Origin of the sequence: Tellurirhabdus bombi, from assembly GCF_021484805.1 — a bacterium.
In the GTDB taxonomy this organism is placed as follows: domain Bacteria; phylum Bacteroidota; class Bacteroidia; order Cytophagales; family Spirosomataceae; genus Tellurirhabdus; species Tellurirhabdus bombi.
Genome location: NZ_CP090557.1, coordinates 3,044,028 through 3,066,433, shown reverse-complemented (window position 1 = coordinate 3,066,433; position 22,406 = coordinate 3,044,028). Strand labels below are relative to the sequence as shown.

18 protein-coding genes are annotated in these 22,406 nt (G+C 48.3%); 12 read left to right on the top strand and 6 right to left on the bottom strand.

The window, feature by feature from the left end:
• The first annotated feature begins 75 nt into the window (after positions 1-75).
• The 3 genes from L0Y31_RS13055 (at position 76) to L0Y31_RS13045 (ending at position 3,019) form a co-directional block, all read left to right on the top strand.
• Positions 76-1,296: a PQQ-dependent sugar dehydrogenase gene (locus L0Y31_RS13055; RefSeq protein ID WP_234733512.1), complete on the top strand. Its 1,221-nt coding sequence runs from the start codon at positions 76-78 to the stop codon at positions 1,294-1,296.
• Positions 1,297-1,479: 183 nt separating this feature from the next.
• On the top strand, positions 1,480-1,671 hold the full coding sequence (locus L0Y31_RS13050) for a cold-shock protein (protein WP_234733511.1): 192 nt from the start codon (positions 1,480-1,482) through the stop codon (positions 1,669-1,671).
• A 154-nt stretch (positions 1,672-1,825) separates the two neighbouring features.
• Positions 1,826-3,019: a L,D-transpeptidase family protein gene (locus L0Y31_RS13045; protein ID WP_234733510.1), complete on the top strand. Its 1,194-nt coding sequence runs from the start codon at positions 1,826-1,828 to the stop codon at positions 3,017-3,019.
• Between the two features lie 57 nt (positions 3,020-3,076).
• On the opposite strand, the gene L0Y31_RS13040 is transcribed toward L0Y31_RS13045, so the two are convergent.
• Positions 3,077-3,763: a murein L,D-transpeptidase catalytic domain family protein gene (locus L0Y31_RS13040; protein ID WP_234733509.1), complete on the bottom strand. Its 687-nt coding sequence runs from the start codon at positions 3,761-3,763 to the stop codon at positions 3,077-3,079.
• A 126-nt stretch (positions 3,764-3,889) separates the two neighbouring features.
• On the opposite strand from L0Y31_RS13040, the gene L0Y31_RS13035 reads away from it, so the two are divergent.
• Positions 3,890-4,624, top strand: a complete 735-nt coding sequence (locus tag L0Y31_RS13035) for an EcsC family protein (protein WP_234733508.1) — start codon at positions 3,890-3,892, stop codon at positions 4,622-4,624.
• A gap of 180 nt (positions 4,625-4,804) precedes the next feature.
• Positions 4,805-5,401, top strand: a complete 597-nt coding sequence (locus tag L0Y31_RS13030; protein WP_234733507.1) for a fasciclin domain-containing protein — start codon at positions 4,805-4,807, stop codon at positions 5,399-5,401.
• Between the two features lie 52 nt (positions 5,402-5,453).
• Here the strand turns inward: L0Y31_RS13030 and L0Y31_RS13025 are convergent, their stop codons facing one another.
• The 4 genes from L0Y31_RS13025 to L0Y31_RS13010 form a co-directional block, all read right to left on the bottom strand.
• Positions 5,454-6,350 carry a lysylphosphatidylglycerol synthase transmembrane domain-containing protein gene (locus tag L0Y31_RS13025; protein WP_234733506.1) on the bottom strand — a complete coding sequence of 299 codons (897 nt, stop codon included), beginning with the start codon at positions 6,348-6,350 and terminating at the stop codon, positions 5,454-5,456.
• Positions 6,350-7,303 (bottom strand): glycosyltransferase family 2 protein, encoded by a 954-nt coding sequence (locus tag L0Y31_RS13020; RefSeq protein ID WP_234733505.1) that lies wholly within the window; start codon positions 7,301-7,303, stop codon positions 6,350-6,352. The genes L0Y31_RS13025 and L0Y31_RS13020 overlap by 1 nt, the downstream gene beginning before the upstream one ends.
• Before the next feature lie 103 nt (positions 7,304-7,406).
• Complete coding sequence (locus L0Y31_RS13015; protein ID WP_234733504.1) at positions 7,407-9,080, bottom strand: ArnT family glycosyltransferase; 1,674 nt, start codon at positions 9,078-9,080, stop codon at positions 7,407-7,409.
• A 74-nt stretch (positions 9,081-9,154) separates the two neighbouring features.
• The gene (locus tag L0Y31_RS13010; RefSeq protein ID WP_234733503.1) at positions 9,155-12,388 is read right to left on the bottom strand and encodes a TonB-dependent receptor; all 3,234 of its coding nucleotides are present in this window, start codon (positions 12,386-12,388) and stop codon (positions 9,155-9,157) included.
• Positions 12,389-12,773: 385 nt separating this feature from the next.
• On the opposite strand from L0Y31_RS13010, the gene polX reads away from it, so the two are divergent.
• From polX to L0Y31_RS12985, 5 genes are all read left to right on the top strand, one after another.
• On the top strand, positions 12,774-14,477 hold the full coding sequence (polX, locus tag L0Y31_RS13005; RefSeq protein ID WP_234733502.1) for a DNA polymerase/3'-5' exonuclease PolX: 1,704 nt from the start codon (positions 12,774-12,776) through the stop codon (positions 14,475-14,477).
• Between the two features lie 145 nt (positions 14,478-14,622).
• Positions 14,623-15,624 (top strand): glycosyltransferase family 9 protein, encoded by a 1,002-nt coding sequence (locus tag L0Y31_RS13000; protein ID WP_234733501.1) that lies wholly within the window; start codon positions 14,623-14,625, stop codon positions 15,622-15,624.
• A 160-nt stretch (positions 15,625-15,784) separates the two neighbouring features.
• Positions 15,785-16,660: a carbon-nitrogen hydrolase gene (locus L0Y31_RS12995; RefSeq protein ID WP_255772816.1), complete on the top strand. Its 876-nt coding sequence runs from the start codon at positions 15,785-15,787 to the stop codon at positions 16,658-16,660.
• A gap of 130 nt (positions 16,661-16,790) precedes the next feature.
• Complete coding sequence (locus L0Y31_RS12990; RefSeq protein ID WP_234733500.1) at positions 16,791-18,374, top strand: hypothetical protein; 1,584 nt, start codon at positions 16,791-16,793, stop codon at positions 18,372-18,374.
• Between the two features lie 111 nt (positions 18,375-18,485).
• A complete protein-coding gene (locus L0Y31_RS12985) occupies positions 18,486-19,562 on the top strand; it encodes an agmatine deiminase family protein (RefSeq protein ID WP_234733499.1) in 1,077 nt (358 codons plus the stop codon).
• A 53-nt stretch (positions 19,563-19,615) separates the two neighbouring features.
• Here the strand turns inward: L0Y31_RS12985 and L0Y31_RS12980 are convergent, their stop codons facing one another.
• Positions 19,616-20,593: an SMP-30/gluconolactonase/LRE family protein gene (locus tag L0Y31_RS12980; protein ID WP_234733498.1), complete on the bottom strand. Its 978-nt coding sequence runs from the start codon at positions 20,591-20,593 to the stop codon at positions 19,616-19,618.
• A 184-nt stretch (positions 20,594-20,777) separates the two neighbouring features.
• Between L0Y31_RS12980 and L0Y31_RS12975 the strand changes: the two genes are divergently transcribed.
• Positions 20,778-21,152: a hypothetical protein gene (locus L0Y31_RS12975; protein WP_234733497.1), complete on the top strand. Its 375-nt coding sequence runs from the start codon at positions 20,778-20,780 to the stop codon at positions 21,150-21,152.
• 163 nt (positions 21,153-21,315) lie between these two features.
• Positions 21,316-22,359, top strand: a complete 1,044-nt coding sequence (queA, locus tag L0Y31_RS12970) for a tRNA preQ1(34) S-adenosylmethionine ribosyltransferase-isomerase QueA (protein ID WP_234733496.1) — start codon at positions 21,316-21,318, stop codon at positions 22,357-22,359.
• Positions 22,360-22,406: the final 47 nt, after the last annotated feature.

Genomic DNA, 22,406 nt, shown 5'->3' with positions numbered 1-22,406 from the left:
TCCTTACAGGAAGTCATTGTTCAGGTCAATGGCTTCCTGTAGCTTTTTGATTATTAATTTTTACTCAACCAAAGAATGAAAAACTGGAAAAAAGGTCTACTTAGTATAGCACTCGGCACAGGTGTCATGTTGGGGTGCGACAAAGCCAAAGAGGTTTTTAACGAAATGATCCCCGAAACGGATCAGGAACCAACCACCGCCCAGGTACAGGGATATGTATTTTACCCCGCCCTGACGGATGCGACGGACCAAAATATTGCTCAATTGAAAGCGCCGGCAGGCTTTAGCATTAAGAAGTTTTCCGATGGCCTTGGTAAGCCTCGCATGTTAGCGGTGCATAGTAGCGGAGCCATTTATGTTACCGACCGCGAAGCTGGAACCGTTACCCTTCTCCGCGATGGAAATAACGATGGCGTGGCCGATACTAAAACAATTGTAGCCAATATAAAACAGGTACATGGCATAACCATTCATAATGGCATGCTGTATCTGGTTACAGTTCGGGAAGTTTATTCGGCTCCTATTAATATGGACGGGACGCTGGGGCAGCGTACACAACTTATCAATAACTTGCCCGATGGTGGCCAGCACCCTAACCGGACCATTGGTTTTGGCCCGGATGGCATGATGTACATAACAGTTGGTAGCACTTGTAATTCCTGCCCGGAACCAAACCCAGAACACGCAACCATTCTGCGGGCGAACCCTGATGGCTCCAACCGGAAAATCTTCGCCAAAGGTCTTCGGAATACAATTGGCTTTGGCTGGCATCCCCAAACAAAAGACCTCTTCGGAATTGATCACGGTATTGACTGGCTGGGTGATAACGAGCAGAAAGAAGAAGTTAACAAGATTGTGCAGGGAGCCGATTACGGCTGGCCGTATATTTACGGAGAAGGCAAATACAACCCTTCCGATCGTCCACAAGGCGATACTACCTATCAGCAGTATCTTCAGAAAACCACACTGCCTTTGCTAACTTATACGGCGCATAGCTCCCCGCTTGGCATGGCGTTCTATACGGGCAATCAGTTTCCGGCAGAATATCAAAATGATGCTTTCGTAACAATGCGGGGCTCCTGGAACCGGAGCCAGCCTTCGGGATACAAGCTGGTTCGGCTGCATTTCGAGAACGGAAAGCCCACGCGATTCGACGATTTTGTGACGGGTTTTCTGATTAATAACAACCGTGCGCAGTTTGGCCGCCCCGTCGGAATTGCCGTTCACACAGACGGTTCGCTGTTATTCACGGATGATAACAATGGGGTCCTTTACCGCGTATCTTACGCGAAATAATCATTGGCCACAGGAGGTTAGTACCAACGCTAACCTCTATTTTTAGCTGAAAAGCCAATAATTCGGTCTTGTTTCGAAAATGTTGCCATAAATAATTGGGTGGTTACACAATTTTTTTCGATTCGTTAGAATTTCTCAATTTTTCTAGCGTATTTTGCTGAAATTGAAATTCTAATCAATACAATGCAAACAGGTAAGGTTAAATTTTTTAATGAATCTAAAGGATACGGATTCATTAAACCGGACGACTCTAGTGAAGATATCTTCGTCCATGTATCGGGTCTCATCGATCAAGTTCGTGAGAACGATGCGGTAAAGTTTGAGGTAGAAAAAGGCCGCAAGGGTCTGAATGCCGTCAACGTAGAACTGATTTAATCGGAATTCTCTGATATAAATTTGAGTTTATAAAAAGCCACACTGAGAAGTGTGGCTTTTTTGTGTTTTGACTGTCTGTACAAAATGCTGCTTTTCCCAAACACATTGCGAGCTACTTGGTTTTAAAGTAAACAAGTACACTATTTTCATAGGAATGGAAAAGCAAAAAAAAATAATAATTGCATCCTTGATTGTGGTGTTTTTGCTGGGGCTTACGTTCCTTAATTATAACAAGGTAGGCTACTGGTTTAAAAACACGAGCTTCTTCTCGCAGGAAGAGCCTTTCAAGAAAGAATTGCTCAGCGAACTGAAAACGTACGCCGATTCTATAGGTATCGATACATCGCGCTACACGCTGGCCGATAACCTGGACGCCACTGAATTACAAGCCGATACGCTCATCCGAAGACTAGTTCTGGAAATTAAGTACGGCAAAAAAGTAACGGGGCTGCTTCAGAACAAAATTCCGGAACAGGTTGACTCGGCAACTATTTTTACGGCTCCCCTTGGTAAGAATCTGGTCGATTCTTTGAAAAAAGGCAACGCTTTCACACCGTATGCGCAGTTAGTAGCTCACTATGACCGATTGAGAGGTTCTGCCTCAGACGATACACTTCGGCAAATCCGGAAAACGCTTAACTTCTACCGCTGGCTAAACCGCTTTGAACTGGACCGTTTTATCGTGGTGAATATTCCAGCCGCCGAACTGAATGTATACGATGATCAAGGAAAACGGCTAATGCCCATGCAGGTTATTGCAGGCAGCAAAAAGAACGCAACGCCCCTGTTCACGACTTACCTGACGGACATTATTGCCTATCCGTACTGGAATGTGCCCCAGGGCATTGCCGTTAAGGAGCTGTTGCCGAAAATCCAGCAAAACCCCGGATTTTTGGATAGCCAAAACCTGGAGATTCTTGATAAACGCGAGAAAGTAGTCGATCCAGAATCCATCGATTGGGAAAGCTTATCGGCCACGAACTTTCCGTATCGCATTCGACAAACGTCGGGCTGTCATAATTCGTTGGGGTTGATCAAGTTTAATCTGGATGGCCCGGGCGCTATCTACATGCATGATACCAACGCCCGGAACCTGTTCGAAATGTCTACCGACCGCTGGCGTAGCCACGGGTGCATGCGCCTCGAAAAACCCGTTGAATTTGCCAATTATCTGCTGGGCGAAACCAAGTTTGACGAAGGTTTCTACAACCGTTGTTTGATTGACCAGAAACCAAGCAGCTTCAAGCTGCCGAAAAAATACCCAGTCTTTGTAATTTATAACCTGGTCGATGTAAACGCCGAAGGGCGGCTGGTCTTCTACCGCGATGTATACGGACAGCTTGTATAATAAAAAAGCCACTCTTTCGGGAGTGGCTTTTTTTATTATCTATATAACGAAGTCTTCTTAGATTAGGAAACTGGATTGCTGCAAATAAGCCTGGCTGGGTGAATACACAAACAGACAGGTTCCACCTTTAATGGCAGCAATGATTGGTTTTGTCACCTCATTTGGAACCGCCGGGCAGCCCTGGCTCCGTCCAAGACGACCCGTCCGGCGGATAAAATCTTCGCAAACATAATCAGCCCCGTGTATTACAATAGCGCGGCTATATGCGTTATCATTAATGCCTTTTTCCAGTCCTTGCAGCTTCAGCGACAGGCCGTGTTTGCCCTGGTAGGTGTTCATGGTCTTGTAAAACCCTAAGCTCGACTGAAAGGACGACGACGTATTTGAAAACTGCATCGCATTCAGCTCACCAGAATTACGACCGTGCGCAACGTAGGTATGAAACAGCAGTTTGTTGTTCTCCAAATCGATCACATACAGGCGCTTTTGGGAAGAGGGCTTGCTCAAATCCGCAATGGACAGAACATGCCGCGCAGGACCTATTTTCTGCATGCCCCGCAAGGCATATTCAAACACTTCGCGGTTTAAACCAATGGTCTCAAGATGCAGGTTATCATAGACCTGTGACCAGGCAGCATGATCACTTTCAACGAGTTTGACCGCGTTTCCTTTGGGAGAAACGGAATAATTACCGATCGTAGTGAAGCTTAAGCAGATGAAGGCAAGAGCAAGCAATTTTCTCATACGCGATAGTAAATATCATTGAAGTTGTATAATAAAAAACGCCTATATAGTAAATTTAATTCCTTTCAGTAGAATATTCTCCTGTGACATGAACAATTTAACGGCTTATTAATCCCGATCGCACCCATGACTTCCTACGAAATATACGTCCAACACGAACTCCGATCCTGGCAGATTAAGATGCAAAAACCTCCGTCTGCTACCAATCGGCTCTCCAAAGCCGTGCAAACCCGCCTCAATCGCTTTATTCCCAATCAGGTGCGCAAGGCCATTACCGTGGCCATTAAGCAAATGACGCGGGCTGTTCTGTTCGGAGCGGAGCAGCTTACCCGCCAGCCTGTTGCCGGGCTTACCTTTGAACAACGTGAAAACAGGGTTCAGGAACGCATCGAAAACTATAAAAAAATTGGTGCCGCCGAAGGAGGTTTGACCGGTGCGGGTGGCTTATTGTGGGGTTTGGCCGACTTTCCGCTATTGTTGACCCTGAAAATGAAGCTGTTATTTGAAATTGCCGCTTTGTATGGTTACTCCGTCAATGATTATCGGGAGCGGCTGTTTATCATGTATATCTTTCAATTGGCTTTCTCGAGCCAGGAACGCCGCCAGGAAGTATTCCGACACGTCGCGGATTGGACCAAACACAGCCAGCAGCTTCCCGACGACATTCACCAATTCGACTGGCAAGTGTTTCAGGAAGAATACCGCGATTACATTGATTTGGCAAAAATGGCCCAGCTAGTTCCTGGCATCGGTGCGGCAGTCGGTCTTGTGGTAAATTACCGACTTCTTCATCAACTGGGTACAACTGCCATGAATGCCTACCGGATGCGGTGGTTTGCCGAACGACAATTGAATCCCTAAAGCCATCCCCTTCGTGGTTTAATTAAACCTACTCGTTCAATTCTAATCCAATTAAGTAATCAGGTAATAATTAGCCATTTACTGCAATAAATTCGACTTAAAACAAAACATTTTTTGGTTACAAGCTATTATTTATCGTACGACTACTGCCAACATGCATCCGTCTTAATTAATCACATCATGAAAAAGAACTCATTTCTCTCCATTGTTTTTAGTATTACCTTCTTAATGGGAACTGCCGCCTGTGCGCAGACAACGCCAACACAAGGCAATACGCAAGATAGCTCTACGCAAACGCCGGGAGCAGCCGGACGCGAAAGTCGTGTGGGCTCACAGGGTGTGTCAACCGGAAAAGACCTGGCGGCCAGCGCCTCTATGTCGCCTAATCACACCATGCTGGCATCGGCTCTTAAGGTTGCCAACCAGAACAGTCGGATGGCGGCTGGTACAAATTATACCGTCTTCGCGCCTACCAACGACGCGTTCAACAAGCTCCCCTCGGGAACGATGGAGAAATTGCTGACACCGGCTTACAAACAAAAACTAATGGGTATTCTCGGAACCCACGTCGTACAAGGCAATCTGATGGCCGCCGATTTGCAGGATGGTCAGCAATTAACTACGCTTTCCGGCGAAAAACTAACGGTTAGCAAGCAGGCCGATAAGGTAATGCTCAAAGATGCGCAGGGTAACACAGCCACGGTTATTATGGCCGATATCAAAGCGACGAACGGCGTTGCTCACTCGGTGGATACGGTACTGATGCCTTCGAAATAACGGACTTTTTTAGAACGGCTGCTGCCTGTCTCCGACCGGTTGGCAGCCGTCTTTATTTTCTGACTGGTGAGGGCGGAATTAGGATGGTTTCGGAATAACTGAATACAATGCCGCTTAGCGAAACGAGGGCCGTAATTACGTAGAACAGCAAACTGATCGCTACTGCCTCATCGGCGGGCAAGCCAAATAGTTGCGCCCCTAGCAGGAAAGTCAGCTCCCGCGAACCAGCCCCGCCAATGGTGAACGGAATGATTGACACGATAGAAGAAAGCAGAAAAATAGCCAGGTAAGCCGCCCATGCTCCCGAGGCCTGCATGGCATATAACAGAACGATAATTTCAATCATCTGCGCTACTTGCACACCAATGGATTGTAAGGTCGCCCGGTTGAAAACTGGGCTAAATTCGGGCCAGAAGCGACGAAGCAGCCAACTAGCTCCAAAATACCCAAGTGGAATAAGTCCTAAAAAAAGCCAACGATAGGGAATAATTGCATCCAGCACCGGCAAGGACGGCAAAAATACAGCCAAAGCGGCCAACATATACCCCAGTGGAAAAATGCCGATAATCCGGTCAAAAAGTGTAGCCGCAAGGAGCGATTTAACGGGCGTTGCCGTCAGCCGATTGAGCAGGTAAACTTTGTACCCGTCACCGCCAATTCCACCCGGTAAAAACAGGTTGTAGTACATTCCTAACCAGTATAGCTTCAAACTAGGACCGAAGTTGATGTTTAAGCCAATCTGCCGGAACAGCAACCGCAAACGCTCCGCTCCTAACACCCTCGATACCAGATAAAGCCCCGTAGCCAGCACTAACCAGCCTACATGAACCTGCTTTATCACAGCCCAGACCTGTTCCGGCTCAATTTTACGAAATACCAGCCAAAGCGAAAGTCCGGTTAGGCCTATCTTAAGGCTAGTTTTCAGGTAGGCAGGGATTTTTCTAGCCATCAAGCCACGACACGTTCGGCCTGATAAATCCGCCGGATTCGGTAGGGTTTTTTCTCCTGCGACTCATAATAGGTCCGCATTTGCAGTTCTGTCATGAGGCCAAACGTAATCAACTGAATCCCGCCAATAACCAGCGTAACGCCCAGAATCAGGAGCGGCCGCCCGCCAATTTCATAACCCAACGCTTTCTGAATCAACAAATAAGCATGAATCAGAAGTCCGGCAAACAAAGCCATAAGCCCCCAGTTCCCAAACAGGTGCATGGGCTTGCGCAGGTATTTTTTCAGAAAGAGCATCAGGATTAAGTCACTGATTACCTTTAAGGTTCGTCCTAGGCCGTATTTGGATTGACCGATCCGGCGCGGATGATGCTGCACGTCCATTTGGGTCATGCGTGCTCCTTCCAGGTGCGCCAAGACGGGGATAAAACGATGCAGTTCGCCGTATAAACCTATGCTTTTGGCTAAATCGGCCCGAAAAACTTTCAGCGCACAGCCGTAATCTTTCAGATGGACCCCGGATGCCTGCCGAATGATCCAGTTGGCCATCCGGCTGGGAACTTTGCGGAGCAGCATGCCATCCTGCCGTTTGGCCCGGATGCCCGCCACCAGATCAAAATCGCCCTCTTCAGCTTTACGAAGCATTTTAGGAATATCAGCGGGGTCGTTCTGTAAGTCGCCGTCCAGCGTAACAATGTATTGCCCGCGCGCTTTCTCAATTCCCGCTGCCAGGGCCAGACTCTGGCCGTAATTGGTTTGCAATTGAATAACAACCAAGCCATCGTGATTCACGGCTTTCAGCTCGGCCAGGGTCCGGTCGGTAGACCCATCATCGACGTAGACAATTTCGTATTCGTAGCCTATCAGCGCGTGGTCAATAGCCTCGATCATTGGAACTATGTTTCCTTCTTCGTTGTAAACACAGACAACAATGGATAAGTAAGGCTGCTGCATAGGATCCGTAAGTCTGGTAATTCTTCTCGCTAAGCAAAGATACAGGAACCCCGCCGATTAGCAACTGAAAAAATACAACGCTTGACGGTCATAGCACTGATTATTATTCAAATTGTACAAGTTTAGCCGGTCTCTGTTCAAAAATTATAAACTCTTTAAGCGTACGATAACGCTTCCCTACCAAACTTACCGAATCGGCAATGTAGTAGATGGTTGTGTCGCGTGAGGTAATTATCTTCTGATCGGTATCCTGCAAAACCACTCCCCTCACAGCCTCAATGTGAAAGCTGTTTACATCCGTTGCGCCATCAAATCCAATGCTATTGTTGTAGCTGTAGAGTGGATAAGGACGGCCATTTTTGTCTAAGGTTAGTCGGGCAACCTCTTCCGATGTGCTCTTATAAAATTCCCGTTTTTCGATGCGTCCGGGCAGGATAATCCAATTGAAGCCAATCCGCACAACGGCCAGAAACACAAACAGAATCAGTAGCCGGTTAGCTAATTGCCGCTTGTATTGCCACGAGATAAACACAAACGACCCGAAAAGCAGGCTGCATTTCCACCATAAGCCCGGTATGTTTTTTGTTTCGGGCATAAAAAAGGCAGTCCAGCAACCAAGTGTTACAATCAAAATAGCCACACCCAGAAACCCTTCCCAAACCCGCCTCCGCCAATCGTTGGGTGTTGTGTGTTCATAATATACGTAGGTAAAAATAGTAAACAACAGCGGCAGTAACATGAGCAGATACCGCGCATAGACTTGTGGGGAAGTCCAGTAGATAATGAAATTGACGAAGAAGATAATCAGATTGAAAACCACGAAAGGATGTGCTTCCAGCAGCGGAGAGCCCCACCTTTGCGCTTTACTTCCCACCCGTCGATACAGGCGTTGGAAGGCATCTTTTCGGAACAGCAAAATTACCAGCAGCAGCCAGGGCGCATAATAATACTGCATTTCGAACGGAAAAGTTAGGATGTGCAGCAACGTCTGCCCAACTCCAAATTCGACCACCGTCCGTTTCGAACTTTCACTAAACAACACCCCCGCGACTTTTTCCAGAGGCACGTTATTTTTGGTAAAATAAGCAATGTAGTAACTGCTGACGATAAGGACGAAAACCAGTATTCCAGCAAAATGAGCCGGTAAAAACAGCTTTTTGAATTGCCGGGTATACGTAAAATAAGCCAGCAGTGTCAGTCCCTGGAACACTACCGAAGGCAAGCCTTTCATGAGAAAACCGAGGGCGGTCAGAATGTAGGTGATCAGAAAGAGCGCCCAGTAATTTCTGGAGCGGTCAAACTGGTAGACCAGAATAAACGCTGTGTAGGTAAGCCAAGAAAAGAGCGTATCGATCAGGCCAAGGTAAGAGTCATAAACCAGAATCCGGGCGTTTGTCGCCAGCATCAGCGCCACCGCGAACGCAACCTGCTTGCCCAACTGGCGCTTCACCAGCAGGAAGATTGTAATGACATAGCCAACCAACGAAATTGCCATTGGAAAACGTAGCGCATAGGAGGAGTAATTGCCAAACAGTTTAAAGGAAGCGACAATCAGCCAGTTATACAGGGGCGGCTTGTTGAAGTAAAGCTTGCCATTGAGGGTTGGGGTAAGGTAATCGCCGGATAGCATCATTTCGAGGGCGACGAGCGCCCGGCGTGGCTCGTCGGAACGGATGTCGAGCGGCAAGGCACCCAAATAAGCAAAGAAAGGAATCACCAGCAAGACAATGGCCAGGAGTTGCCAGAATAAAGGCTTTTGGTGGAAGGAAGTGTTCATGGTGCCAAAATAAAACAACAAAGTCCGACTTTACAGCCGGACTTTGTTGTTTTATGCAGTCGTCTTATAATTGACTAGTCAAAGATGTAGCGCAGACCAACTTGGGCTGTCCATACGTTTGTTGCAATTACGTTGTTAACAAACGTTGAGGTTGGCAACTGGCCACTTACCGGTACAGACCGGAATGTAGGAGCAGCGCTCGTACCTGCCGAGGCTAGAATAGCGGCGTTGCTTAAAGCGGTCCGCTGTCTGATTCCCCAGTTTGAGTTCAGCAGGTTACCAACGTTGAATACGTCAACGCTCAACTGTAATTTATGCACTTTGCTACCTGCTTTAACACCGAAATCTTGCAGAATTCTCAAGTCAAACGTGTTCAACCAAGGCAGTAAAGCACCGTTACGTTCTACATACTGGCCTTTCCGGCTTCTCAGGTAATCATCCTGCTCGATGTATTTGAAGAACGCATCAGCCTGTTGTTGAGCCGTGAATGGCGTTGCTCCTGTAATGGGCAGGAAGTTGATTTCAGACGCATCTTTCGGTACGTACAACAAGTCGGCAGTGGCTCCATCACCGTTCAGGTCCGTGCTATACCGGTACGAGAAACGTCCCTGGTGTTGGCCCTGATAGAAAAGAGAGAACGTTGTACCCCATGTTTTCAGGTACGAGAAGCGGTACGAAATCGAACCAACTACCCGGTGAGGAACCGCAAATTCAGAAGGGCTTAATTCCAGATTGTTCAAGCTACCAACGGCTGAGTTATTCGACCATGCTGAAGCAGCCTGGTCGCCAGGGTTACCCGTGATATCTTTCGTCTGGTTGTACGTATAAGCGGCAGTTGCGAAGAAACCATTGGCAAATGATTTCGTTGCCTGAGCCGTCAGGATAAGGCTGTGGCCTTTGTCTGTATTGCTCAACACCATGGCTTCCGTGATCGCTGGGTTCACCCGGCGCGTTGCGTTCGTTCCACTCCATACGGGGCGGTTATCAGGACCTGCCAGGGTGCCAACCGGAGCTGCCAGGTTGATGTTACGCTGGTAGATGGTCGTTAACTCTTTGGTATAAATCCCTTCTAAACCAACGGTGAAGTTGCCCGGAAGCTTCTTCTCCACCGCGAAGTTTGTCCGCCAAACCTGTGGCATTTTGAAGTTACGGTCAACAACCGCGATGCTGCTCGGTGCGCTCTGACCCGCTGTTTGCGGCAGGGCACTCAGGTAAGCCGTTGGGTTTGGATTGAACGGGAAGTTCGCCAGCGTAGCCGCAGTCGTTGTCTCATAGGTGAACTGAGTCATACCGGCGTTGGTTGGCTGGTTTGTAAACCACACAAATGGAATACGACCGTTGAAAATACCAGTCCCACCGCGTACCTGCAAGCTGTTATTCCGGTTCCAGTTGAAACCAATACGAGGAGAAACACCTGGCTTGGTTTTAGGCCACATACCCGTGTTGATTTTCTCGCCGTTTGCGAACGTTAACTCAGATACTTTCGGATTTTCCAAGGGTGCATCGCCATAAATAGGCGCATCAACACGAATACCTAACGTTACTTTAAAGTCTTTGGTAACGTTGTATTCATCCTGCAAATAAGCCGATGCCTGTCCGAAGTTTAACTTCGCATAAGTGTCGTTTCCAGAAAGTGGATACGTGTAAGCGAAAGCTGTTGGCGTCCGGTTATTGATGAAATCCGCAACCGAAGCAAAGCGGTAGTAGCTGGTTCCGTAACGCAGGAAGCTGTTTCCGAACGTCATGTTTTCGTAAGCAACACCCGCCGTAATTACGTGCTTGCCGGCGTAGTACGTCAAGTTGTCGATAAAGTTGAACGTGTTGTTTTTCACGTCATTCTTATACGAGAACAGTTCATAACCCAAGCTGATGTAAGCATCACCACCGTTCAGGATGTCCACGAATGGGAAAGGCGAGCTTGGTGAGGTACGCTGGTCACGAATATTCGTAAACGTCGCCAATAACTGGTTCGACAATTTGCCGCTAAAGGTGCTGTTTAATTCAGCCGCCAGTGAGCGAACCGAGTTTTCGAAACCATACTGCGAGTTAGCGTACGAAAGTGCATTCTGGCTTACCCGGTTTGAGCTAGTCCGGGGGTTAGGCGCACTGTTTCCGTTCACCAGCTGGTCGTTGGTGTTAACAACCTGGGTATACCGCAGGGCCAATTTATGCTTGTTGCTGATGTTCCAGTCGATACGACCCAGAAACTTGAAGTTTTGCAGCGTAAACTCGTTGGCGTAGTTTTCGTAAGCCCCTGTTTCGTATCCGTATCGCTCGCGCACGAAATTAGAAACCAGTTCCAGATCGGCTGCCGTTGTGCGGGAAACGTTGTCACCCGTCAAGCCTGGACGCGAAGCCACAAAGGAAGTACCCGGACGAACATTCTTTTCGAACTCACCATTTACGAAGAAGAACAGCTTGTTTTTGATCAGCGGACCACCAAGTGAAGCTCCGTAGATGTTGTTCGTCGTTTTCTGAATGTTAGGAACGGTTTCGCCACCTACTTTCTTTCCGTTAAATGACTGGTCACGGTAGAACGTGTAAGCCGTTCCTTTAAACTGGTTGCTACCACTGCGTGTAACGGCGTTGATACCCGCACCCGTAAAGTTAGCCTGACGCACGTCGTAAGGAGCAATATTGACCTGTACCTCTTCGATGGCATCGATAGAAATTGGCTGCGCACCACCACCCGGAAGGTTGTTGCTACCTAAACCAAAGTTGTTGTTAAAGTTTGAACCATCGATGGTTACGTTGTTGTAACGAGCATCCCGGCCAGCAAAGTTGTTTCCCGAAGCCTGTGGCGTTAAACGCGTAAAATCGTTCAAGCTCCGGTTGATTGTTGGCAATGATCTCAGCTGTTGCGAGCTGATGTTCGTAGCGGCACCCGTTTTTTCGGTATTAAAAACCTGGCCCTGCTGCGATGTTACCGTTACTTCCGAAAGTTGCGTACTCTCGTCAACCAGGGCAACATTAATAACGGCGTTGGTCCCTAACGTTGTTGTAACTCCTTGTGTAACATTTTCTTTGAATCCGATAAACGTAACTGTGATTCTGTAAGGTCCACCAATACGAACAGCCGGCAAGTTAAATCGGCCTTCGCTGTTGGTTGTTGTTCCATACGTTGTTCCCGAGGGTTCATGCAGTGCTACCACCGTCGCTCCCGGCAATTCCGCCCCTTTAGAGTCAGTTACAGTCCCTGTAATGGCAGAGTTTGTCACCTGCGCTAATACATTGCTACTGCTAAGAATGGCCAAAACCAAGCCGCATAGCAGTGTAACTACCTGTAAAGACAGTAGCTTTTTGCTCATAAAATTTGTTTGGTTTGATAAGTAATTAGTTCGAAGTGCATTGGTTAGTACGCTCACTAATTTAGCCGCAAAGAAACGACATTTTTTCTTGCGGCCCAATACTCTTTTCTTAGTAAAATACTATCATATATAATTAAGCGGCACTAATTCTCCAAAAAGTCACAATAACTTACCCAATCCTTCTATTTTGGCAGATTAATTTTTTGTTAATATTTAAACAACGCTTTCTATACTTACCTGATAGGTTTCGTTTCGTTCTTAGTATTTTCTCCTTCTAAGGCTCCTTTCCTCTGGTTAGAGAACCTTATTCTTTGAATTTCTCATCTGGGCCAGATTAGATAACTTGCCGGGCCAAACAGCGTGTTACCATTTTGTTATCATTACTATGAACAACCAGGAGATTGTCGATATATTGGAGTTGACCAGTAAATTGATGGAGCTGCACAACAGTGATCCATTCAAAACCAAGGCCTTCCAGACGGCCACTTTTAACCTTGACAAAACAACCGAAAACCTTACCCAGCTTTCTTTTCCGCAGCTGATTAAGCTTCCGGGCGTAGGCAAAACAGTGGCCGGTAAAATTCTGGAGATTATCGAAACGGGTCGTTTGCAGGATCTGGACGATCTGCTGGCGCAAACCCCCGAAGGCGTGCTCGAAATGTTCCGAATCAAAGGCATTGGCGCCAAGAAAATCCGCACCATCTGGCTCGAATTAGGAATCGATAACCCGCGTGACCTCAAAATAGCCTGCGAAAGCGGCGAAGTTGCCAAAATCAAAGGCTTCGGCGAGAAGATTCAGCAAAAAATTCTGGATTCGCTGGCCTTTCTGGAAGAGCAATCCGGGAAACTGCGCATGGATAAGGCCGAAGCATTGGCCAATACCCTGCTCGACGAACTCGAAAAAGCCTTTAGTCGCGTAGAAATTACCGGCCAGATTCGCCGCAAAAGTGAAGAAGTTGATACGGTACAGTTTCTGGTGAGTAGCGACAAACCGCTGGAAGTGCAGCAGTACCTGGCCCAATTGGCGTACCTGGAACAAGCCGAAGCCGATTCTTCGCCGTTTATCTGGCGCGGAAAAGCCGATGGTTATGATGTTCAGGTGGAAGTGCGCACCGTGTCACCGGCCCAATTTGACCGCCAGGTATTTATTCATTCTTCTTCCGAGCGTCACCTGGCTACCCTCACACCATCCGGCCAGCCTTTGTTGCAGGTTGCCTTAATAACAGCCGCCGACTCCGAAGAGGCCATTTATGAACAGGCGGGTTTGCCCTACATTGTACCCGAAATGCGCGAAGGGATCCAGGAGTTCAATTGGGCTAAACAGCATAGTAACGCTGATTTAGTTACCTGGGATGCGCTCCGTGGCATTCTGCACAACCACAGCACCTGGTCGGATGGGAAACACTCTCTGGAGCAGATGGCGAACTACTGCCGGGAGTTGGGCTTTTCTTATTTTGGTATTGCCGACCACTCGCAGTCAGCCACCTACGCCAAAGGGCTGGAGCCTTTTCGGGTTAAGCAGCAGTGGGAAGAAATCGACCAGTTAAACGCGCGGTACGGCAACCAGTTTCGTGTTTTCAAAGGCATTGAATCCGACATTCTCGGCGACGGCTCGCTGGATTACAGTGACGATGTGCTGGCTCAGTTTGACTACGTGGTTGCTTCGGTTCATCAGAACCTGAACATGAGCCTCGAAAAAGCCACTACCCGGCTCCTGAAAGCCATTGAAAATCCGTACACCACCATTTTAGGGCACCCAACCGGTCGGTTGCTTCTGGCGCGCGCAGGCTACCCCATTGACTACCGGGCCGTTATTGACGCCTGCGCCGAACACGGTGTTGCGATCGAAATCAACGCGAGTCCCTGGCGGCTTGACATCGACTGGCGGTGGGTTTATTACGCGATGGACCAGGGCGTCATGCTCAGTATCAATCCCGATGCCCACGAGATGGCGGGCTTCCACGACATGCACTACGGCGTAGCTATGGGCCGCAAAGGGGGCCTCACCCGTGCCATGACCTTCAATGCCCTGACCTTACCGGAAATGGAAGCTTATTTGCAACGACGAAGGCAACGGTTTCCGGCTTAAACCCGGCCGTTAGCCGCTATTTTTTTCCGTACAGAAACAAACTCGGCTCCACACACAACCTTCTGCTAATTTTATGCGTCTATTAGGTAAGTTTCCAGCATTTCGCCTGATTACTTGACCGAATATTCGTATTTTTAAGCTACCAATGCGCACCAAGAACCTGAAATTTCTTATTATCCGTTTTTCGTCGATCGGCGACATCGTGCTGACGACGCCGGTCGTTCGTTGCCTAACGCAACAGCTTCCGGGCGCAGAGGTGCATTTCTGCACAAAAAAAGCTTACCAAACCCTCATTGAGCATAACCCCTATATCGATAAAGCGCACTACCTGAATACGTCGCTGGACGATCTGGTACAGGAGCTAAAGGCCGAAAAGTTTGACTACGTCATTGACTTGCACAACAACCTGCGCACTACCCTGCTTAAACTCCGGCTGGGCGTGCGGTCTTACACGTTTGACAAGCTGAATATTCGGAAATGGCTGTATGTGCAGTTTAAAATCAATTCCATGCCACCGGTGCACATTGTTGACCGCTACATGGATACGGTGAAGTCTTTCAATATTATTAATGATGAGCTGGGGCTAGACTATTTTATTCCCTACAAAGATCATGTCGAGCTGGAATGGTTACCCGAAACGCATCGCCACCGCTACGTAGCCTACGCCATTGGTGGACAGCACAATACCAAAAAACTGCCTGTTCCGCGCATGATTGAACTTTGCCGGAAAATTGCCTTCCCCATTGTTTTATTAGGTGGTAAGGAAGACGCCGAAGCGGGCGAGCAAATCCGGCAGGCACTGGGCGATCACCTGATCTACAATGCCTGTGGTAAATACAACCTGAACCAATCGGCCTCCCTGTTACAAATGGCCAGTCTGGTTTTCAGCCACGATACGGGCTTAATGCACATTGCGGCGGCCCTAAAAAAGAAGGTCTATTCGATCTGGGGAAATACAACGCCGCATTTAGGCATGTACCCCTACAAAACCAGCTTTGTGGCCCTCGAAAATAACCGACTTGGCTGCCGCCCCTGTTCCAAAATTGGGTACGACCGCTGTCCACTGGGCCACTTCAGATGCATGAATGACCTTCCTTTCGATTTTGACCTACGGGAGTTGCGGCGCGAAGCCAGAAGTAGGCGATAAACGAACCTTTTTTGTTATTCTCACCTTTTTACTTTGTAATAACACGGCTCAGACGCGGTGCCAAACACTCCGATTAAGCCTGGGTTATTCTTATAAATCACGTGTTCTTATTTTGGCGGTCCGCTCAAGAGCGCCCCATTCTGTAGGATTAAAAAGCATTATGTCAAAAAAAGTCAACATTGGGCTGGTGCAGATGTCGTGTACAGCCGATCTGGAAGTCAATACGCAGAAAGCAATCGATGGAATTCGGAAGGCGGCTGCGCAGGGTGCACAGATTGTTTGTTTGCAGGAATTATTTCGTTCGTTGTATTTCTGCGATGTAGAAGATCACCATAATTTTTCGCTGGCTGAAGCCATTCCCGGTCCAACCACCGAGCGGCTGGCCGCCGTCGCCCGCGAAACCAATACGGTTGTGATTGCGTCGCTGTTCGAAAAACGGGCGCAGGGACTGTATCACAACACCACGGCCGTGCTTGACGCCGACGGAACGTACCTGGGAAAATACCGCAAAATGCACATTCCCGATGATCCGGGTTATTACGAGAAGTTTTATTTCACCCCGGGCGATACGGGTTACAAAGTATTTGACACGAAATACGCTAAAATTGGCGTTCTGATCTGCTGGGACCAGTGGTACCCGGAAGCAGCGCGCATTACGGCGCTGATGGGGGCCGAAGTACTCTTTTATCCGACAGCCATCGGCTGGGATACGACCGAACCAAACCCAGACGTCGTTAATAAGGAGCAATACAACGCCTGGCAGACCATTCAGCGCGGTCACGCCATTGCTAATGGCATTCACGTGGTGGCGGTCAATCGCGTGGGCCAGGAAGCTGAACAGCAGTTCTGGGGTGGTTCATTCATTTCAAATCCGCACGGCTCACTGCTTTACCTGGCTCCTCACGACGAAGAGGTTATTCACGTTCAGGAAATTGACCTGGATTTAACGGACAAATACCGAACAACCTGGCCTTATTTCCGCGATCGGCGAATCGATTCCTACCAGCCAATCACAAGACGCTATATTGACGAATAACGAAAAGCCGACGACGAGTCGGCTTTTTGATCATACAGCGATCATCATTATTTTGCGTTTTCATCACTAACTGCCTTTCCTTATCAGCAAGTTTATCAAAATAGCCCTGCTCCTGGCCGTTGTTTCTGCTTTGGGTTTCTTTTTCTGGTGGAATAGCGGCCCACCGGTTATTAAAACCGAGCATACCGGTGAGCTGCCCGCCTCAACGCCCCTTCAGGCGACACCGCGTCAGGCGTTTGCACCTACCACTCGAAAGGGTTACTGGAATATTGACATCGTTGATGATTTCACCCTTCCCGCTACTAAATCACTCACGTTCTGCGGAGCGGGTCGGAATCTGCACGTGGAGCAGGACTGGGCAAAATTGTTTCGACGCGGGTTCTCCTCCATCGACCGCACCCGCATGGTTGATGAAGAATACCGAAGCGATTATTCCCCTAAACCCGACGGCTGGAAAAGCCGCCTGAAGCCCAGCCAGCGAGCGCTCTGGATTCCAGGCCAGTACTTTTCGGATCAGCCTTTTATGCTGGCGTGGGGTAAAAATGGCGATTTAGCCAACCAAACGTGGTTCAAGCGCCCGACGGGCGATCCGTTAGCCCGCCAGAGTATGTACAGCGCTGCTTCAGAATTAGGCGGGGGCTGCTACATGTTCAATGATTGCCCTCCCGGTAAAATGCTGAGTTCGTTTAGCAAAATTTTTGTGGATGCCGAGAACGAAGGCTCCAGCCACCGCCAGGATCATGCTAATCTCTACGTATTCCTTTACAAAACCATTCGGGAAAACATCGGTCCTGACACGGAAGTTGGCTCCATTGGTCCGGTTCCCGTAAATGGCTTTGGGTACTCACGCCGCCGCGATTATAACGCAGGACCACACTGGCTGTGGGATATGCCCGCCAAGCACACCAGCACGTCGCGTCAATTTGGTATGCCTGACGATATTATTGGCAAATCGTTCAGCGAACTAATTGATTTTCAAATGCCGGGCGTCTATTTCCTCTACCCGGAATTTGATTACAGCATTGATCACTCTGATAATGGCTCGCGTCACTGGCTGGCTAGTGTGCTGCACGAACAGGAAGTTAATGGCCGTTTTTCGCCTAAAAAGCGCATTGCCTGGCAATGGTTGTTTAATACCCAGAGTGCGGCTTTTCCAAATAGTCTGAAAGCCGAACACCCAACGCCGCCCATGGTAGCTGAAGGACTAGCCATTTTTTACTGGTTTACGGGTGCTTACGGAGCCATTCTATGGGATGATTACAGTAATCTTCTGCCTGATCAGCCTGCGCCTACCGACCCCGCCGAACAGGGTTTGGGCAATGACCGGAATTACGCCTGCTACGAACATTACGTCCACGGCTTGTGGCGCCTTTTTAAACACCACGGCGACCTGTTTAATGGCCAGGAGAAATACCTCAATACCAACACGGAATGCTCGTATGACAACGGAAAGACCTGGTATAAACTCAATCCCAATCAACTGAAAACGGGCAACCGGCCTTTTGTACGGGCTATCGTCAATGGTAACCAGGTGCTGGTTGCTGCGACAATGCCTTACGCCAAAAAAGATCAGGTTAGCCAGGTGAAATTCCGGTATGTGGAAAATGGGTATCAGTTCTATACCGACATCACCCTGAAAGGCGATGAAATTTTTCTGGGCCGCGCTACGATGGCGTCTGCCGGTGCGAGCAAAGCAGCAACAGCCAGTTTATAAAAGGGCAGCAAAAAGGCCTGATTCATTTGCCAATCGCAGTAACTACGCTCAACGCTTGATCTATTTCGCTAACCTATTTTATATTTTTGCAGGAAGGTCATCAAAATCCGCATGAATACACAAACAGATATCCAAGATAACCATACCCGACAGACGCCCGCGCAGCAGGGTTTCTTTTTTCCCGCGGAGTGGCATCCCCACGTCGCAACCTGGTTGAGCTGGCCGCATACCGAAGCTTCCTGGTCGCTGGATCGGCAGGAACAGATGATGCCCGCCTACATTGAGTTTATCAAAACCATTACCCAGGGCGAGCAGGTTTGCATCAATGCCCATAACGAAACGGTCATTCAAATCGCCAAGATGCGGCTGATGCTGGCCGGCGTAGACATGGATCGCGTCACGCTTCTCCCCCACCCCACTAATGATTCGTGGTGCCGCGATCACGGCCCGGCTTTTCTGATTAATCCGGAAACCAAGCAAAGAATGATTGTGAACTGGGGGTATAATGCCTGGGGAAACAAATATCCGCCTTACGACCGAGACGACTTAATTCCCGTTGAAATTGCCCATTACCGCAACTTGCCTTATGTTAATCCAGGCATTATCATGGAAGGCGGCTCCGTTGAGTTTAATGGACAGGGAACAGTGCTGACCAGCCGGGCTTGTCTGCTTAATCAAAACCGGAATTCGCACCTGACACAAGATAAAATTGAGCAATACCTCTGCGATTACTACGGGGTTCAGCAGGTTTTGTGGGTGGAAGAAGGCATTGTTGGCGACGATACCGACGGCCACATCGACGATACTGTTCGGTTTGTTAACGAGGACACAGTAGTTGCCGCCAGCGAAACCAATAAAAACGATGACAATTACGCGTTTCTGGAAGAAATTCACCGCGAACTCAAGGCCATGCGTTTGCCAAATGGCAAGCAGTTGAATATTGTTGAGTTGCCTATGCCAGATCCGGTTTTTAGTGATGACGTGCGGTTACCAGCTTCGTACGCCAATTTTTACATCAGCAATGCGGCGGTGATTGTACCAACTTTCCGTTGCGCGAAAGACCAGATAGCGCTTGATATTCTGGAGAAATGCTTTCCCGATCGGAAAGTCGTTGGCATTGATTCGACCGAAATTGTGTGGGGGTTGGGCAGTTTCCATTGCCTTAGCCAACAGGAGCCCGCCATATAAACGCTTCGAAATGCAATTTAAAGGAGAGAGCACACCGCTCTCTCCTTTTTTATTTACTTAAACACCTGAATGCTATACTCATTGGATTGCAACTGTGCCGGATTCATGGCCATGCCGGCGGCGCTCACTTCACCAATACGCGCATTCAGCGAATAAATCCGCCCGTTCACTGCTACGTTGGTCGTGGCCTGGAAATACCCTTGCGTATCGTTTTTCACCAGCTGCGCTGTTTGCCAGTTATCAGTGCTTCGAACTTGCGAAACCTGGCTACCGCTGCCGGTAACAATATACAGGTCGTTGTTGAACAGCGTAATGCCATCGCCCCCCATCAAAGTCAATCCACCTACTTCAGTGATGGCGTTGTTATTTTTCAGATCGATCTTGAATAGTTTCCCGTCGCTGGTTTTTACCGCAATGAGGTAGCCATTCGGATGGTAAATAATCCCGTTCAAGCCAAATGACGTACTGGCAAACCGCGCGTCATTGACTAGAATACTCGCTTCGCCCGATCTGGTTACTTTGTAAATTACCGGTGAAAACGAGTCAGTCACGTAAATATTCCCCTGCGGATCAATAGCCAGGTCGTTGGCAAAATGCCGGCTACCGGGCAGCAGAGCATCCAGATCAACGCGACGTTCTAGTTGCCGGGTATTTAGGTCAAAGACCAGCAATTCAGCCGTTTGGAACGCCGTTGCCGGGGTGCTTTTAACCGATACGCCCTGATCGCCATTGCAAACCAGAATCTTTCCTTCGGCAACCTTAACGCCGATTCCGCTAATCAGTTCCGGGGCCGATAGTAAGTCTTCGTATTTCCCGTCGAGCGTAACGGTGCCAATTTTCCCCTGGGTAATGGACGTAATCACGAAGCGATTCAGCTGGGCTGAATACGCAATGCCTTCCGGGTACTGCCGTTGTGCCACAAAATCGATGCGGTTTGGAAACGAAGCATTCGGGCTATCCCGATGATCTTCACACGCCACCAATGTACCAAGGGCCAGTAGCCATTTAGCTGAATGCCAATTTGTTTTCATTCTGTAAAGGTTTGTAAAATAATACCTGCGTTTGTTCTAAGTCGCTGATTTGCCAGCTTACAGAGGAAAGGCTTGCTGAGCTTTTTTGTTTTATTTTCTTACGGGATGGGCTGCCTATCGCTGCTTTTCCAAACATCTTTACCGCTTCTGTGTTAATTAAAAACACTGAATTACACCATACGCCATGGAACATTTCGAAACCCTCACAGAAGCAATGGAGACCCTGCGCGAGCGCGGGTACATACACGAATTCACGCCCAAACGCGATTATCTGGAAGAAAGCGGCAGTGGGCTTCGTATAAAAAGTGATGAATTTCACGTGGATGAGTTCCACCGTTTTGAAGGAACTTCCGATCCCGGCGATGAAATGACTCTGTACGCCATTTCGGCACCAAACGACATGAAGGGTGTATTTGTCTCTGCTCAGGGAACATATGCCAACGAGGTCACCCCAGAATTGATGCAGAAATTTTCATTGTCAGACCGCGCCGAGGTCAACACAGAAGGAGCTGTACAGCCGATTCAGGTAGGTAGTTCGTCGGAAAGCAATGAGCAATAGGTATTGAAGAGTTAGCAGATAGTAGTTAATTTTTAGGACAAGAAAGAGAAATATACTGAGTTTTTTGGACCTTTTAAAAAAAACTATGAACTGCTAACTGCCAACTGCCTACTATTTTACTATTTTTGCGCTCCTTTGAAAGCTTCGTTCTTTTTCTGACTGTATGAAACTGTCTGAATTTAAATTTGACTTACCCCAAAGTCTTGTCTCTTTATATCCGCCTGAACGTGGGGATTCACGGCTTATGGTTGTTGACCGGAAGACCAAGACAATTGAGCATAAACAATTTTCGGACATCCTGTCGTATTTCGATGATGGTGACGTAATGGTGATCAATAACACCAAGGTTTTCCCGGCTCGATTATACGGAAATAAAGAAAAAACTGGTGCTAAGATTGAAGTATTCCTATTGCGTGAACTCAACCGTGAGATGCGTCTGTGGGATGTACTGGTCGATCCGGCCCGAAAAATCCGCGTAGGGAATAAATTATACTTTGGCGATAGCGACCTGGTTGCCGAAGTCATCGATAATACCACATCCCGTGGCCGTACGATCCGTTTTCTATTCGAAGGATCGCATGAGGAATTCATGAAGGCCATTGATGAGCTAGGTGAGACTCCGCTTCCCCGCGAAATAAAGCGCAAAACCGAAGATGCTGACCGCGATCGCTACCAAACGATTTTTGCGGAACACGTTGGCGCGGTAGCTGCTCCAACGGCGGGTATGCACTTCACCAAAACCATCATGAAGCGCATGGAAATCAAGGGCATTCATTTTGCCCCGGTTACCTTGCACGTTGGTTTGGGTACTTTTCGGACGGTTGATGTCGAGGATTTGACCAAACACAAAACGGATTCGGAAAACTACGCCATCACTGATTCGGCGGCTTCCATTGTCAACCAGGCTCTTGATCGGGAAAAGCGGGTTTGCGCCATTGGCACCACTTCGCTTAAAGCGGTTGAATCTTCGGTTTCGGCAAACGGGCGATTGAAACCGGTTGAAGGCTGGACAGATAAATTTATCTTCCCTCCCTACGATTTCAAAATTGCTAATTCATTGCTGACGAATTTCCACCTGCCGGAGTCCATCCTAATCATGATGACCTGCGCTTTCGGTGGCTATGATTTAGTGATGAAAGCTTATGAAGAAGCCATCAAAGAAAAGTACAAGTTCTTCAGTTACGGAGACGCTATGCTCATTCTTTAAGCTATGAACTATTGAGCCAAGAGAGGCGAAGGCTTCTCTTGGCTTTT